General features: G+C 72.5%; 11 protein-coding genes. 1 reads left to right on the top strand and 10 read right to left on the bottom strand.

All coding sequences use genetic code 11. The annotated features are described in order from the left end of the window. Window positions 1–62: 62 nt before the first annotated feature. The 9 genes from OH807_RS27230 to OH807_RS27190 form a co-directional block, all read right to left on the bottom strand. Window positions 63–1,586 carry a CoA-acylating methylmalonate-semialdehyde dehydrogenase gene (locus OH807_RS27230; RefSeq protein WP_406203604.1) on the bottom strand — a complete coding sequence of 508 codons (1,524 nt, stop codon included), beginning with the start codon at window positions 1,584–1,586 and terminating at the stop codon, window positions 63–65. Between the two features lie 263 nt (window positions 1,587–1,849). Further along, a complete protein-coding gene (locus OH807_RS27225) occupies window positions 1,850–2,710 on the bottom strand; it encodes a hypothetical protein (protein ID WP_406203601.1) in 861 nt (286 codons plus the stop codon). 104 nt (window positions 2,711–2,814) lie between these two features. Next, complete coding sequence (locus OH807_RS27220; RefSeq protein WP_406203598.1) at window positions 2,815–3,246, bottom strand: hypothetical protein; 432 nt, start codon at window positions 3,244–3,246, stop codon at window positions 2,815–2,817. 227 nt (window positions 3,247–3,473) lie between these two features. After that, a complete protein-coding gene (locus tag OH807_RS27215; RefSeq protein WP_406203595.1) occupies window positions 3,474–4,868 on the bottom strand; it encodes an NAD(P)/FAD-dependent oxidoreductase in 1,395 nt (464 codons plus the stop codon). A gap of 81 nt (window positions 4,869–4,949) precedes the next feature. Further along, on the bottom strand, window positions 4,950–5,753 hold the full coding sequence (locus tag OH807_RS27210; protein WP_406203592.1) for an ABC transporter permease: 804 nt from the start codon (window positions 5,751–5,753) through the stop codon (window positions 4,950–4,952). Further along, complete coding sequence (locus tag OH807_RS27205; RefSeq protein ID WP_406203589.1) at window positions 5,753–6,682, bottom strand: ABC transporter permease; 930 nt, start codon at window positions 6,680–6,682, stop codon at window positions 5,753–5,755. Before OH807_RS27205 ends, OH807_RS27210 begins: the two co-directional genes overlap by 1 nt. Further along, window positions 6,679–7,821 carry an ABC transporter ATP-binding protein gene (locus OH807_RS27200; RefSeq protein ID WP_406203586.1) on the bottom strand — a complete coding sequence of 381 codons (1,143 nt, stop codon included), beginning with the start codon at window positions 7,819–7,821 and terminating at the stop codon, window positions 6,679–6,681. The genes OH807_RS27205 and OH807_RS27200 overlap by 4 nt, the downstream gene beginning before the upstream one ends. 41 nt (window positions 7,822–7,862) lie before the next feature. After that, entirely contained in the window at window positions 7,863–9,116 is a 1,254-nt protein-coding gene (locus OH807_RS27195; RefSeq protein ID WP_406203583.1) for a spermidine/putrescine ABC transporter substrate-binding protein, read from the bottom strand. A gap of 55 nt (window positions 9,117–9,171) precedes the next feature. Beyond that, window positions 9,172–10,683 carry a gamma-aminobutyraldehyde dehydrogenase gene (locus OH807_RS27190; RefSeq protein ID WP_406203581.1) on the bottom strand — a complete coding sequence of 504 codons (1,512 nt, stop codon included), beginning with the start codon at window positions 10,681–10,683 and terminating at the stop codon, window positions 9,172–9,174. A gap of 439 nt (window positions 10,684–11,122) precedes the next feature. On the opposite strand from OH807_RS27190, the gene OH807_RS27185 reads away from it, so the two are divergent. Further along, entirely contained in the window at window positions 11,123–12,775 is a 1,653-nt protein-coding gene (locus OH807_RS27185) for a PucR family transcriptional regulator (protein WP_406203578.1), read from the top strand. 76 nt (window positions 12,776–12,851) lie between these two features. Here OH807_RS27185 and OH807_RS27180 read toward each other — a convergent pair whose 3' ends face one another. Continuing rightward, window positions 12,852–14,039, bottom strand: coding sequence for a spermidine/putrescine ABC transporter substrate-binding protein (locus tag OH807_RS27180; RefSeq protein WP_406203575.1), 1,188 nt, complete (start codon window positions 14,037–14,039; stop codon window positions 12,852–12,854). Window positions 14,040–14,091: the final 52 nt, after the last annotated feature.

Raw genomic sequence — 14,091 nt, 5'->3', positions numbered from 1 at the left:
GCCGGGCCGAGCCGAGCCGAGCCGAGCCAAGCCAAGGCGGGCCGGCGGCCCGACCCCGCCGGTCAGCTGTTGGTCGGGAAGCCCAGGTTGATTCCACCGTGCGACGGGTCGAGCCAGCGCTGGGTGACGGCCTTGCCGCGGGTGAAGAACTGAACGCCGTCCGGGCCGTACGCGTGGGTGTCGCCGAACAGCGAGGCCTTCCAGCCGCCGAAGGAGTAGTAGGCCACCGGCACCGGGATCGGCACGTTGATGCCGACCATGCCGACCTCCACCTCGTACTGGAAGCGCCGGGCCGCGCCGCCGTCGTTGGTGAAGATGGCGGTGCCGTTGCCGTACGGGTTGGCGTTGATCAGCTCCAGGCCCTCCTCGTACGAGGCGACGCGCACGACCGACAGCACCGGACCGAAGATCTCGTCGTTGTAGACGGACATGCCGGGCTTCACGTGGTCGAACAGCGTGGGGCCGAGCCAGAAGCCGTCCGTGGTCGGGGCGCCGTTGCGGTCCTCGGCGGTGATCGGGTGCTTGCGGCCGTCGACGGCGAGCTCGGCACCGTCGGCGACGCCGGACTCCACGTAGGAGGTCACCTTGTCCCGGTGCTGGCCGGTGACCAGCGGACCCATCTCGGACTCGCCGTTGCAGCCGGGGCCGACCTTCAGGGTGGCCATCCGCTGCTTGATCTTGTCGACCAGCTCGTCGCCGATCGGGTCGACGGCAACCAGCACCGAGACGGCCATGCAGCGCTCGCCGGCCGCGCCGAAGCCGGCGTTGATCGCGGCGTCGGCGCTCAGGTCGAGGTCCGCGTCGGGCAGGACCAGCATGTGGTTCTTGGCGCCGCCGAGGGCCTGCACGCGCTTGCCGTAGCGGGTACCGGTCTCGTAGACGTAGCGGGCGATCGGAGTGGAGCCGACGAAGCTGACCGACTTGATGTCGGGGTGTTCCAGCAGGCGGTCGACCGCGGCCTTGTCGCCGTGCACGACGTTGAAGACGCCGTCCGGCAGCCCGGCCTCCTTCCACAGCTCGGCCAGGAAGTTGGCGGCGGACGGGTCCTTCTCCGAGGGCTTCAGCACGACGGTGTTGCCGGCCGCGATGGCGATCGGGAAGAACCACATCGGCACCATGGCCGGGAAGTTGAACGGCGAGATGATCGCGACCGGGCCGAGCGGCTGGCGGATCGAGTAGACGTCGACGCCGGTCGAGGCCTGCTCGGTGAAGCCGCCCTTGAGGAGCTGCGGGATGCCGCAGGCGTACTCGACGACCTCCAGGCCGCGGGCGATCTCGCCGAGCGCGTCGGAGTGCACCTTGCCGTGCTCGGCGACGATGATCGCGGCCAGCTCGTCGCGGCGGGCGTTGAGCAGCTCGCGGAAGCTGAAGAGGACGGTGCTGCGCTTGGCCACCGAGGCGTTGCGCCAGTCGGTGAAGGCCGACGCGGCGGCGGAGACGGCCTGGTCGACCTCGGCGATCTCCGCGAAGTCGACGTGGCCCGCGACCTGGCCGGTGGCCGGGTCGAAGATGTCACCGCGGCGGGGAGCGGCGCCGGCGGTGGCGACCGGCGCGCCGCCGATCCAGTGGATGATGTGCTTGCTCAAGTCCCTCTGCCTCCGAAGTCCCGGGCGGCGTCCTGCCGCCGGTCCCTTGTCTGGCGCCGCCCGCGAGTGGGCCGGGCGACGGGATCACGGGGCTACCGCGCTCATCACCCAGTCTGGTCGCCGCCGCCGCGAGGCTCAACGAACAGGCTGACGGGGATCCGGGATTCAGCCTTACAGGTCGTCGGACCGATCGGCCGAACGGGCGAGTGCCACGCTCCGGGCCCCCGCCGAGCATCACTCCGGACCCGCGTCACCGGCCCGCGTCACCGACCGTCGAGATCCCGGACGCCCGCGACGCCCTCGGCGTCCGCGACGTCCGCGGTGTCCCGGGTGGCCTCCAGGTCCGCGGCGTCCGCGGCGTCCTCGACGTCCTCCAGGTACGGGTCGTGCAGTCCGTCCGCGGCCTCCTGCGTCTCCAGCAGGTCCAGCCGCAGGTCCTGTGCCCAGGCCAGCGCCCACCGCTTCGTACCGTCGACCGCGCCGGCGGCGAGACCCCGGGCGCGGAACCGTCCGTCGGCGGCGTCGGCCAGCGTCTCCAGCCGGTCGGCGAGCAGGGTGGGCTGGAAGTCCGCGTCCAGTGCCGTGGCCAGCGCGAGCAGCTCGCCCTCCCGGTACCAGGCGGTCAGGGCGTGCACGTCGATCAGGTCGCGGGGCAGCCCCCGGTCGGCGAGCAGCGCGGTCGCCAGGGCGGCCGCGTCCTCCAGGGCGACGGCCGTCATGGTCAGCGACGCCGCCCCGGGAGCGGGCGGGCCGAGCTCCACGCGCACGGGGCGGTGGTTGAGCGGCTCCTTGCGCAGCTCCACCGTGTGCGTCCGCCCGCCCAGGGTCAGCCGGACGGAGAGCTGCTCCAGCCGCGGTGCGCCCGGGCGTTCGGCGACCCCGCCGCCGGCGGCCCGGTAGGCGGCGGTCAGCTCGGCTGCGGCCGCGGGCAGGTCGGTGCTGCCGCTGGTCACCAGGGTGAGGCCGTCCTGTGCGCAGGCCGGCACGCCGTGCGCGCGCAGCGCGTGGCCGCCGGCGAGCGCGAGCCCGTACCGGTCGCAGACGGGGACGGCGGGCTCGGCGAGCCGCAGCTGGGCCGGGCCCGGGCGGAGGTGGGCGTCGAGGGCGTCCGGGGCGGTGGTCACGCTTCCAGTCTGACCCGGCCCGACCACGACGCGACTCCGGCCGACGCACCCGCTCCCCCGCCGGCGTGGCCACCCCGCCCCCGCCCGCCGGGCCGGGCCCGCGCTCACCAGTCGGTGAGCCGCGCCGCGGCCTCGTGCAGGGCGAGCTCCAGCAGGACCGGGTCGTTGAGCCGCCCGGAGCCGTCGGGAGGGACGAGCCAGCTCACCCCGCGGCTGCGCCGGTCGGGGTGCGGGACGACGATCCAGGTGCCCTCGCCCGCGGTCCGCACACCGGTGCCGACCCAGCGGGCGGCCGTGCCGACCGGTACCAGGAATCCCACGCTCTCACCGCCGAAATCGGTGAGGACGGGCCCGCACGAACGTGTGTCCAGGATGTCGATGACCGGGCGGCCCAGCCGGCCGGGCACCGAGAGGACGTCCCAGCGCCGGCCGGCGGGCAGCAGCATCAGGCCGAGGCCGGTGCGTTCCCACTGGTCCCGGAAGGACTCCGGGTCCGGCGCCGCCTCGGCGAGCCAGTGCAGTCCGGTGATCTCCATGTGGTGTCCCCGCTTCTCGACGCTTCTCGACGCTGCTGGTCGTGGCGCGACGGGCACCGAGACCCGCCGTCACCAACGAGAGGCGGACGGCGGGTCTCTCTTACACGGGTAGCGGGGTCACGTACGCGAGTGGCGCGATCCCGCTACCCCGCCGGTGCGATCACCGGAGCGGTCACCGGCCCGCCCGGGCACCCACGCGGGCCCCCGGGCGGGCGGAGCGGTACGGGTCAGCTGTCGAAGCCGAGCCCCAGCCGGTCGAGGGTGCGCAGCCAGAGGTTGCGCCGGCCGCCGTGGCGGTCGGCGTAGTCGAGCGAGCGGGTGGTGATCTCGATCCCGGCCCAGCGGACCGGCTCGGGCGGGAACGGCAGCGGCTTGCTGCGCACCATCTCCAGCGAGGTGCGCTCGGTCCGGGCACCGTCCAGCAGGTCGAGCATGACCTCGGCGCCGAAGCGGGTGGCGCCGACCCCGAGCCCGGTGTAGCCGGTCGCGTAGGCGACCCGGCCGCGGTGGGCGGTGTCGAAGAACGCCGAGAACCGGCTGCAGGTGTCGATCGCGCCGCCCCAGGCGTGGGTGAAGCGCAGCCCCTCCAGCTGGGGGAAGCAGCGGAAGAAGTTGTGCGCCAGGGTCCGGAAGGTCTCCGGCCGCTGGTCGTACTCGTTCCGGACGCGCCCGCCGTAGTGGTAGACCGCGTCGTAGCCGCCCCACAGGATCCGGTTGTCCGCGGAGAGCCGGAAGTAGTGGAACTTGTTGGCGCTGTCGCCGAGCCCCTGCCGGCCGCGCCAGCCGATCGCGGCGAGCTGTTCGGCGTTGAGCGGCTCGGTCATCAGCGCGTAGTCGTACACCGGGACGACGTACGGGCGGACCCGCTTGACCAGGGACGGGAACACGTTGGTGCCGAGCGCGACGCGACGGGCGAAGACCCGGCCGTAGGGGGTGCGGACGGCCATGCCGCTGCCGTACTCGCGCAGGTCCAGGGCGCGGGTGTACTCGAAGATCCGTACGCCCTGGCCCAGGCAGGCGTCCTTGAGGCCCCAGGCGAGCTTGGCGGGGTGGACCATCGCCACGCCCTCCTTGTCCCAGAGCCCGCCGAGGAAGGTCGGCGAGTCGACCTCGGCGCGCAGCGCGTCGGCGTCGAGGACGGTGATGTCGAGGCCGTACCGGGAGACGGCCTCGGCGATCTCGTGCAGTTCCTCGACCTGGTGGGGCTGGGTGGCGACGTCGATCTCGCCGGTGCGCTCCCACTCGGCGTCGATGCCGTACCGCTTCAGGGTGGCCTCGATGCCGTCCAGGTTGGCGGCGCCGAGGCGTTCCAGCTGGGCGAGTTCGGTGGGCCAGCGCTGGAGGCCGTTGCCGAAGCCGTGGGTCAGGCTCGCCGCGCAGAAGCCGCCGTTGCGCCCGGACGCGGCCCAGCCCACCTCGTTGCCCTCGACCAGGACGACGTCGAGCGAGGGGTCGCGTTCCTTGGCGATGAGGGCGGTCCAGAGGCCGGAGTAGCCGCCGCCGACGACCAGCAGGTCGCACTTGACGTCACCGACCAGGGCGGACAGCGCCTCCGGCCGGCCCGGGTCCTCCAGCCAGAAGGGGGTGGGCCTGGCGTCACTGAGCGCGCGGGCGGAGTCCATGCATTATCAGCCACTTTCTGCACATCGATGGTGGTGGTGGGGCCGCCTCCCGACGGTATGCCCGGGAGGCGGCCCGGGCGGTCAGGCGGTGGCCTTGCGGCGGTTTCCGAGCCACTGGCCGGCCACCGTCAGCACGACGGCGGCGATGAACATCGCGGTGCCGATGACGTTCACCTGCACGGGGATGCCGCGCTGCGAGGCGCCCCAGACGAACATCGGGAAGGTGACCGTGGTCGGGCCCGAGTTGAACTGGGTGATGATGAAGTCGTCGAAGGAGAGCGCGAAGCTGAGCAGCGCACCGGCGGCGATGCCGGGGGCGGCGAGCGGCAGGGTGACCCGCAGGAAGGTCTGCACGGGGGTCGCGTAGAGGTCCTGGGCGGCCTGTTCGAGCCTCGGGTCCATGCTCATCACACGTGCCTTGACCGCCGTCACGACGAAGCTGAGGCAGAACATGATGTGCGCGATGAGGATGGTGGTGAAGCCGAACGGGATGCGCATGTTGAGGAAGAGGGTGCCGAGCGAGGCGGCCATCACCACCTCGGGCATGGCCATCGGCAGGAAGATCATCGCGGTGGTGGCCGACCGGCCGCGGAAGCGGTAGCGGGCCAGCGCGAAGGCGACCATGGTGCCGAGCACGGTGGCGCCGATGGTCGCGAGCACCGCGACCTGGAGGCTCAGCGAGAGCGACTGGCACATGTCGGCGACGCCGCAGGGGTCGGTCCAGGCGTCGGTGGAGAACTCGTTCCACTCGTAGTTGAACTTGCCGGCCGGCTTGTTGAACGAGAAGGCCAGTACGACGAGGTTGGGCAGCACCAGGTAGGCGAGGGCCAGCAGGCCGGCCAGGACCACCAGGTGGGCGCGGACCCAGGTGAGGATGCGGGACATCAGACCAGTTCCTCCGTCCCGGCCTTGCGCATGTAGACCGTCACCATGCCCAGGATCAGGGCCATCAGGATGAAGCTCAACGCGGCCGCCGTGGGGTAGTCCAGCACGTTCAGGAACTGCTTCTGGATGCCGTTGCCGACCATCTGCTCGCTCGGCGAGCCCAGCAGCTGGGCGTTGATGTAGTCGCCGGACGCCGGGATGAAGGTGAGCAGCGTGCCGGCGACGACGCCGGGCAGCGAGATCGGGAAGGTCACCTTGCGGAAGGTGGTGAAGGGGCGGGCGTAGAGGTCGCCGGCCGCCTCGTGCAGGCGCGGGTCGATCCGCTCCAGCGAGGTGTACAGCGGAAGGATCATGAACGGCAGGAAGTTGTAGGTGAGGCCGCAGACCACCGCGAGCGGCGTGGCCAGCACCCGGTCGCCGGAGGTGAGGCCGATCGCGCTGGTGACGTCCAGGACGTGCAGCGCGTTGAGCGCGCCGACCACCGGGCCGCCGTCCGAGAGGATGGTCTTCCAGGCCAGCGTGCGGATCAGGAAGCTGGTGAAGAACGGTGCGATCACCAGGATCAGGATGACGTTGCGCCAGCGCTTGCCCGCCTTGAAGGCGATCGTGTAGGCGAGCGGGTAGCCGATCGCCAGGCACATCACGGTCGCGGTGGCGGCGTAGCCGAACGAGCGGACGAAGTGCCAGCGGTACTCGACCAGCGCGTCCCAGTAGGTGGCGAAGTGCCAGGTGACGCGGAAGCCCTCCTCCAGCGTGCCGGTCTGCAGCGAGGTCGAGCCCTGGTAGAGCATCGGCACGGCGAAGAAGACGACGAGCCAGGCGATGCCGGGCAGCAGCAGCCAGTACGGGGTGAGCTTGCGCCGGGCCTTCGGGGCCGCTGCCGCGAGCGGTATGACCTCCGGCGGCGCCGCCTCGGTGGTGGTGGTCATGCCGCCTCCTCCCCGGTGCCCGCGTCGATCGCCTGTGCGGCGTCCAGGGCGAAGGAGTGCGCCGGGTTCCAGTGCAGGAGGACGGGTGCGCCGGGGACGATCCGGGCGTCGCGCTCCATGTTCTGCTCGAAGACGGTCAGCTCCTGGCCGCCGTCGGTGCGCACCAGGTACTGGGTGGAGACGCCGATGAAGCTGGAGTCGACGACGGTGCCGGCCAGCTTGTTGCGCCCGTCGGCGACCTCGGCGGAGCTGTGCTCGATGGTGATCTTCTCCGGGCGGACGCCGAGGTGGACGTGCGTCGCGTCGGTGGCGCAGCGGGCCCTGGGGACGGCGAGCCGGGCGCCGCCGGCGGTGAGCAGCAGGTCACTGCCGTCGCTGCCGGTGACGGTGGCGGGCAGCAGGTTGGACTGGCCGAGGAAGTTGGCCACGAAGGTGGTGGCGGGGTTCTCGTAGAGGTCGGCGGGCGCGCCGAGCTGTTCGACCCGGCCGCCGTTCATCACCGCGATGGTGTCGGCCATGGTCATGGCCTCCTCCTGGTCGTGGGTGACGTGGACGAAGGTGATCCCGACCTCGGTCTGGATCCGCTTGAGCTCCAGCTGCATCTGGCGGCGCAGCTTGAGGTCGAGGGCGCCGAGCGGCTCGTCCAGGAGCAGGACCTGCGGGTGGTTGATCAACGCGCGGGCGACGGCGACGCGCTGCTGCTGGCCGCCGGAGAGCTGGTGCGGCTTGCGCCGGGCGTAGGGGCCGAGCTCGACCAGCTCCAGCATCTCGTCGACCTGCTTCTTGACGTCCTTGCGGCCGCGCCGGCGCAGGCCGAAGGCGACGTTCTCGAAGATGTCGAGGTGCGGGAAGAGGGCGTAGCTCTGGAAGACGGTGTTCGCCGGCCGCTTGTACGGGGGCAGGGCGGTGACGTCCTGGCCGCCGATCAGGACGGTGCCGCTGGTGGGCTCCTCCAGTCCGGCGATCATGCGCAGGGTGGTGGTCTTGCCGCAGCCGGAGGCGCCGAGCAGGGCGAAGAAGGAGCCCTGCGGGACGGTCAGGTCGAGCGGGTGGACGGCGGTGAAGGAGCCGTACGTCTTGCCGATGCCGGTGAGGCGGACGTCGCCGCCGGTGGCCGCGGAGCGCTGCTGCTCTGTCATGGGTGGTGGTGTCTCTCTGGTTTCTCTGCCGTCAGTGGGGGTCAGGCGCCGATGAGCTTGGAGAACTTCTCCTCGAAGCCGCTCTCCTCGGTCTCGGTGAGGGTCCGGAAGACGTGCGCCTTGGCCGCCATCCCGGGGGTGGGGACGACCAGCGGGTTGGCCGCGGTGTCCGGGGCGAGGGTGGCCAGCTCCTCCTGCATCCCGGTGACGGCGGAGACGTAGCCGATGCCCGCGACCAGCTGCGCCGCGATCTCGGGCCGGTAGTAGAAGTCGATCAGCTTCTCGGCGTTGGCCTTGTGCTGCGCCTTGGCCGGGACGAGCATGTTGTCCGTCGCGGTGACGAAGCCCTTCTCCGGGATCACGAACTCGATGTCCGGGTTGTCGGCGCGCAGCTGGATCAGGTCGCCGCCCCAGGCGACGCAGGCCGCGATGTCCCCGGAGGAGAGCTCCTGGCCGTAGTCGTTGCCGGTGAAGCGGCGGATCTGCTTGCTGTCGACGGCCTTCTGCAGCCGGGCGATCGCCGCGTCGTAGTCGTCGGCGGTGAACTTCGCCGGGTCCTTGCCCATGTCCAGCAGGGTCATCCCGACGGTGTCGCGCATCTCGGAGAGGAAGGTGACCCGGCCCTTGAGCTCCGGGTCCTCCAGCAGCTGGGCGACGCTGGTGATCTCCTTCCCCCGGGTGGCCTTCCGGTTGTAGGCGACGACGGTCTGGATGCCGGCCCACGGGTAGCTGTAGAGCCGGCCCGGGTCCCAGTCGGGGGCGCGGAAGCGGGAGTCGACGTTGGTGATGGCGGTGGTGACGTTGGCCGGGGTGAGCTTCTGCGCCCAGCCCAGCCGGATCATCCGGGCCGCCATCCAGTCGGTGAGCACCATCAGGTCGCGGCCGGTGTCCTGGCCGGCCGCGAGCTGCGGTTTGACCTTGCCGAAGAACTCGACGTTGTCGTTGACGTCCTCGGAGTACTTGACCTTGATGCCGGTGGCGGCGGTGAAGGCCTCCAGGCTGCCGTGCTTCTCCTTGTCGTTCTCGTCGGTGTCGACGTAGAGCGGCCAGTTGGAGAAGTTCACCTCCTTCTCGCTGTCCGAGAGGTCCTTGGCGGCGTTCGCGGTGGAGTCGCCGGTGCCGGCGGTCCCGGCGGCCGGGATGCCGCAGGCCGCCAGGGTGCCGGCACCGGCGGTGAGGGCGGCGGCGCGCAGCAGCGTCCGCCGGCCGAGGGAGGCCCTGCCGGTGGTCAGACTGCGTTCCCAGGCCTTGCGGACAGGGTCGGGCAGACCGTCGGTGAGCTCGTTGAACGCCATGGAACGGGCCTCCTGGGGAGAGGTCGGGGCGGTGGGGGGCGCCCCTGGCTGGGGGTTATCTGTCTCCGAAGACGGTGCGGTGCCAGTCCTTGCGGGCGACCGCGGTGGTGTCGAACATGACGTGCTTGACCTGGGTGTACTCGTCCAGCGAGTACTGCGACATGTCCTTGCCGTAGCCGGAGGACTTGTAGCCGCCGTGCGGCATCTCGCTGATGATCGGGATGTGGTCGTTGACCCAGACGCAGCCGGCCGCGATCTCCCGGGTGGCCCGCAGCGAGCGGTGGACGTTGCTCGTCCAGGCGGAGGCGGCGAGGCCGTACGGGGTGTCGTTGGCCAGCCGCAGGCCCTCGTCGTCGCTGTCGAAGGGCAGCACGACCAGGACGGGGCCGAAGATCTCGCCCTGGACGATCTCGCTGTCCTGGGCGGCGCCGGTGACCAGGGTGGGGGCGTAGTAGGCGCCGCGGGTGAGGTCGGTCCCGTCGTGGCCCTTGGCGGGGGCGTGCCCGCCGGTGACCACGGTGGCGTAGGAGCGGGCGCGCTCGACGAAGCCGGCCACCCGGTCGCGGTGGGTGAAGGAGACCAGCGGGCCGAGGTCGGTCCGCGGGTTCAGCGGGTCGCCGAGCCGGATCGCGGCGAAGAGTTCGGCGACCCCGGCCACGAAGGCCTCGTACAGCGGGCGCTGCACGTAGGCGCGGGTGGCGGCGGTGCAGTCCTGGCCGCCGTTGATCAGCGAGCCGGCGACGGCGCCGTGCACGGCCGCGTCCAGGTCGGCGTCGTCGAAGACCACGAACGGGGCCTTGCCGCCGAGCTCCAGGTGGGTGCGCTTGACGGTCGCGGTGGCGAGTTCGGCGACCCGGCGGCCGACCGGGGTCGAGCCGGTGAACGAGACCATCGCGACGTCCGGGTGGGAGACGAGGTGCTCGCCGGCGGTGCGCCCGGCGCCGGTGACGACGTTGACCACGCCGTCCGGGATGCCGGCCGCGGTGCAGGCCCGGGCGAACATCAGCGAGGTGAGCGGGGTCAGCTCGGCCGGCTTGAGGACGATGGTGTTGCCCGCGGCGATGGCCGGGAGGATCTTCCAGGCCGCCATCTGCAGCGGGTAGTTCCACGGCGAGATCGAGCCGACCACGCCGATCGGCTCGCGCCGCACGTACGAGGTGTGGTCGCCGGAGTACTCGCCGGCCGCCTTGCCCTCCAGGCTGCGGGCGGCCCCGGCGAAGAACGCGGTGTTGTCGATGGTGCCGGGGACGTCGAACTCGGTGGCGAGCTTGACCGGCTTGCCGGTCTGCGAGGTCTCCACCGCGGCGAGGTCGGCGGCGGCGTCGGTGAGCACCGCGGCCAGCCGGGTCAGCGCCTCGGACCGGGCCCCCGGGGTGGCGCCGGCCCACTCGGGCAGCGCGGCCCGGGCGGCGGCCACCGCGGCGTCGACCTGCCCGGTGGAGGCCAGCGCGACCTGCTCGACCACGCTGCCGTCGGCGGGGTTGACGACCTGGAAGGGCTCGCCCTCGCCGCGGCTCTGCCTGCCCGCGATGTACTGCGCGCCCGCGCCGAAATCGGTCAGGTCCATCTGGTTCCTCCAAGTGCCGGTGGTTCGGTCGCCCGTGGCCCGGTTGCCCGTGCGGCGTGCCGGTGGTTCGTCTCCGTCATGCTGCCCGTACCGGCAGGCCGGGGCCCGTACCGACGTCGGACGGCTGGTCGAGTCGCCGCGCCCGGGGTACGGGGGAATCCGTCCGGTGGATCACCGAGGAGCGCGATCCTGACAGCCCTGCGGTACCCCGGCAAGGGATTCCGCCGGTGCTTTCCGGTGACGCGACGGATTCCTGCGGTGATGTCGTGTTTCGCCACAGCCGACCCGCTGACCATGCCCGTTGCCGCCGGGGCGTGACAAGGCTCACTCCGCCAACCTCGACGCGCAGGGCCTTACAAGGTGGAAGGGTTCGGGCAGGGCAACAGGTCGTCGCCGGGAGGGATGATTTACCTGACACTCTGAACCCTGGAGGCCAGCGATGCTCCCCACCGTCGCCCGTGTGCTCGACCTGGAGGTGATGCGGCGCGGCCTCCCCCAGGTCGTCGCCGGCGCCGACCACCTGGAGCGCCCGGTGCGCTGGGTGCACATCAGCGAACTGCCCGACGTCGCCGGCGTCCTCCAGGGCGGTGAGCTGGTGCTGAGCACCGGGATCGCGCTGCCCGAGGACCGCGAGGGCCTCGCCCGGTACGTGCGCGAGCTGGACGAGGTCGGGGTGGCCGGGCTGGTCATCGAGTTCGGCCGGCGGTACTTCGACTCGCTGCCGCGGGCCCTGGTGCACGCCGCCGAACAGCGCGGCCTGCCGCTGATCGCGCTCCGCCGCGAGCTGCGCTTCGTCGCCGTCACCGAGGCCGTGCACGCCCTCGTCGTGAACGCCCAGCTGGAGCAGCTGCGCACCTCCGAGGCGGTCCACCAGGTCTTCAACGAGCTGGTCGTGGAGGGCGCCGAACCGGCCGAGGTGGTCCGCCAGGTGGCCCGGATGGCCGGCGGGCCGGTCGTCCTGGAGAACCTCGCCCACCAGGTGCTGGCGCACGAGACCGCCGGCCGGCCCGAGACCGAACTGCTGGAGGACTGGGAGCGCCGCTCACGCGGGGTCCGGCCGGCCGGACGCACCGGCCACGACCCGCGCAGCGGCTGGCTGGTCACCATGGTCGGCGCCCGCGGCCAGGACTGGGGCCGGCTCGTCCTCGTGCAGGACCCGGGCCCGCTGCCGGAGGACGGCGCCCACCCGCACACCATGCTGCTGGAGCGCGGGGCGTCCGCGCTGGCGCTCAACCGGCTGGTGGTCCGCGACCGGGAGAGCCTGGAACGGCAGACCCACCGCACCCTGCTGTCCGGCATCCTCACCCACGCGCTGACCGTCTCCGAGGTGGCCCTGCGCGCCCAGGCGCTCGGCGTGCCGCTGGAGGGCCGGCGGCTGGTCGGCGTCGTGCTGCGGCAGCGCCGCGGGCCGATCCCCGCCGCCCTGGAGGCGCAGGCCCGGCTGCGCGACTTCACCGAGCTGGCGGCGGGCGCCGTCCGCGGTTGCCGGCTGTCCGCCCTGGTCGGCGCGCTGGACGACGAGGGCGTGGGCGTGCTGATCGCGCTCGGCACCCAGCAGGACGAGCACGCCGCACTGGACGCCTTCGCCGCCGCACTGCGCCGGCTGACCGCGGAGGCGCACCGCGACGCCTCGCCCGCCCCGGCCCCGGTGGTCGCGGTCGGCTCCTCGGTCGGCTCGGTCCGCGACGCCCGGCGGACCCTCCTGGAGGCCACCCAGGTCGCCGACGCCGCCCTGCACGACGCCCCCGGCGGGCGGGCGGCCGCCTACTACCGGCTGCCCGACGTCCGGCTGCGCGGCCTGCTGCACCTGCTGCGCGACGACGCCCGGCTGCAGACCTACGTGGAGCGCGAGCTCGGGCCGCTGCTCGCCCACGACGCCGAGCACAACGCCCAGTTGGTGCAGATGCTGCGGATCTACCTGGAGCAGGGGCGGAACAAGTCCGCGGCGGCCGACGCCGCGCACCTGTCCCGGCCGTCCTTCTACGACCGGCTGCACAAGGTCGAGCGGATCCTCGGCGTGGACCTCGACCAGGTCGAGTCCTGCCTCTCGCTGCACGTCGCGCTGCTCGCCCTGGACGCGGTGCGCCGCTAGGCCGGGGGCGGTTCGGCAGGCGCGGCCGGTTCGGCGGCGGGGCGGCACGGCCGGGCCGCGGCCCGGCCGCCGCGGCTCAGACCCCGGTGATGCGTCCCCAGACCTTGTGCAGCCCGGGCCGCTCCGCCGAGGTCACGTCGCGCATGGTGTGCAGCCGGGCCCGCATCTCCTCGGTCGGGAAGAGCAGCGGGTGCTCCGCCAGTTCGGCCTTCTCCTTGTCCCCGCTGGCCGCCAGCACCTCACGGGCGGCCGGCACCGGGCAGATGTACTGCACGGCGGCGGCCAGTTCGGCGGCCACCTCGGGCTGGTAGTAGTGGTCGATGAGCAGCTCGGCGTTGCGCTTGTGCCCGGCCCGGTTGGGGATCAGCAGGCTCTCGGCCCAGAGCTCGCCGCCCTCCTCGGGCACCACGAAGGCGATGTCCGGGTTCTCGGCGGTGAGCTGGACGGCGTCACCGGAGTAGGCCTGGCAGGCGAGCGCGGCCCCGGAGGCCAGGTCGCTGGTGTAGTCGTTGCCGGTGAAGCGCCGGACGTGCCGGGCGTCGACCATCCGCTGCACCTGGTCCATCGCGCGGTGCGCGTCGTCCTCGGTGAAGGCCGCGAGGTCGGCGCCGTGCGCGAGCATCAGCAGGCCGAGCGCCTCGTCCAGCCCGGCGAACAGGGTGACCCGGCCCTTGAGGTCGGGCGCCCAGAGGTCGGCGGTGGACTTCAGCTCGCGGCCGAGCTCCTTGCGGTTGTAGGCGATCCCGGTGATCCCGGACTGCCACGGCACGCTGCGCCGGCGGCCGGGGTCGAAGGCGGGGTCGGCGAGCTGCGGGTCCAGGTTGGCCGTGACGTTGGGCAGGTTGGCCCGGTCCATCGCCTGCACCCAGCCGAGCGAGACGTACCGGCCGGCCATCCAGTCGCTGACCACCATCAGGTCCCGACCGGGGTCGGTGCCCTGGGTGAGCACCGGGCCGATCTTGCCGAAGAACTCGTCGTTGTCGTTGATGTCCTCGGTGTAGGTGACGTCGATCCCGGTGCGTTCGGTGAACGCGTCGAGGGTCGGCCGACGGCCGTCGTCGTCGGTGTCGATGTACTGGGTCCAGTTGGAGAAGGCCAGCCGGTGCTCCCGCTCGGAGCGGTCGGCGGCGGTGCGGCGGTCCTCGGCGACGTACGCGGACGGGATGCCGCAACCGGTCAGCGTGGTGACGCCGAGCAGTCCGGCGGTGCCGAGCACGCTGCGCCGGGTCGGCCGCCGGCGGCGGTTCAGGGTGGGGCTGGACATGGTGGTCCTCCGGGGCGTGGGACGGCCCCGGGCGCGCGAGCACCCGGGGCCG

It is taken from the genome of Kitasatospora sp. NBC_01560 (assembly GCF_045208415.1).
In the GTDB taxonomy this organism is placed as follows: Bacteria; Actinomycetota; Actinomycetes; order Streptomycetales; family Streptomycetaceae; genus Kitasatospora.
The sequence above is the reverse complement of the archived record's forward strand: the minus strand, read 5'-3'. Positions and strand labels throughout refer to the sequence as shown.

Bases quoted from the DNA above. Each gene is read 5' to 3' on its own strand.
- OH807_RS27180 (WP_406203575.1), bottom strand. From the start codon at position 14,039: ATGTCCAGCCCCACCCTGAACCGCCGCCGGCGGCCGACCCGGCGCAGC.
- OH807_RS27220 (WP_406203598.1), bottom strand. From the start codon at position 3,246: ATGGAGATCACCGGACTGCACTGGCTCGCCGAGGCGGCGCCGGACCCG.
- OH807_RS27190 (WP_406203581.1), bottom strand. From the start codon at position 10,683: ATGGACCTGACCGATTTCGGCGCGGGCGCGCAGTACATCGCGGGCAGG.
- OH807_RS27215 (WP_406203595.1), bottom strand. From the start codon at position 4,868: ATGGACTCCGCCCGCGCGCTCAGTGACGCCAGGCCCACCCCCTTCTGG.
- OH807_RS27195 (WP_406203583.1), bottom strand. From the start codon at position 9,116: ATGGCGTTCAACGAGCTCACCGACGGTCTGCCCGACCCTGTCCGCAAG.
- OH807_RS27210 (WP_406203592.1), bottom strand. From the start codon at position 5,753: ATGTCCCGCATCCTCACCTGGGTCCGCGCCCACCTGGTGGTCCTGGCC.
- OH807_RS27205 (WP_406203589.1), bottom strand. From the start codon at position 6,682: ATGACCACCACCACCGAGGCGGCGCCGCCGGAGGTCATACCGCTCGCG.
- OH807_RS27185 (WP_406203578.1), top strand. From the start codon at position 11,123: ATGCTCCCCACCGTCGCCCGTGTGCTCGACCTGGAGGTGATGCGGCGC.
- OH807_RS27200 (WP_406203586.1), bottom strand. From the start codon at position 7,821: ATGACAGAGCAGCAGCGCTCCGCGGCCACCGGCGGCGACGTCCGCCTC.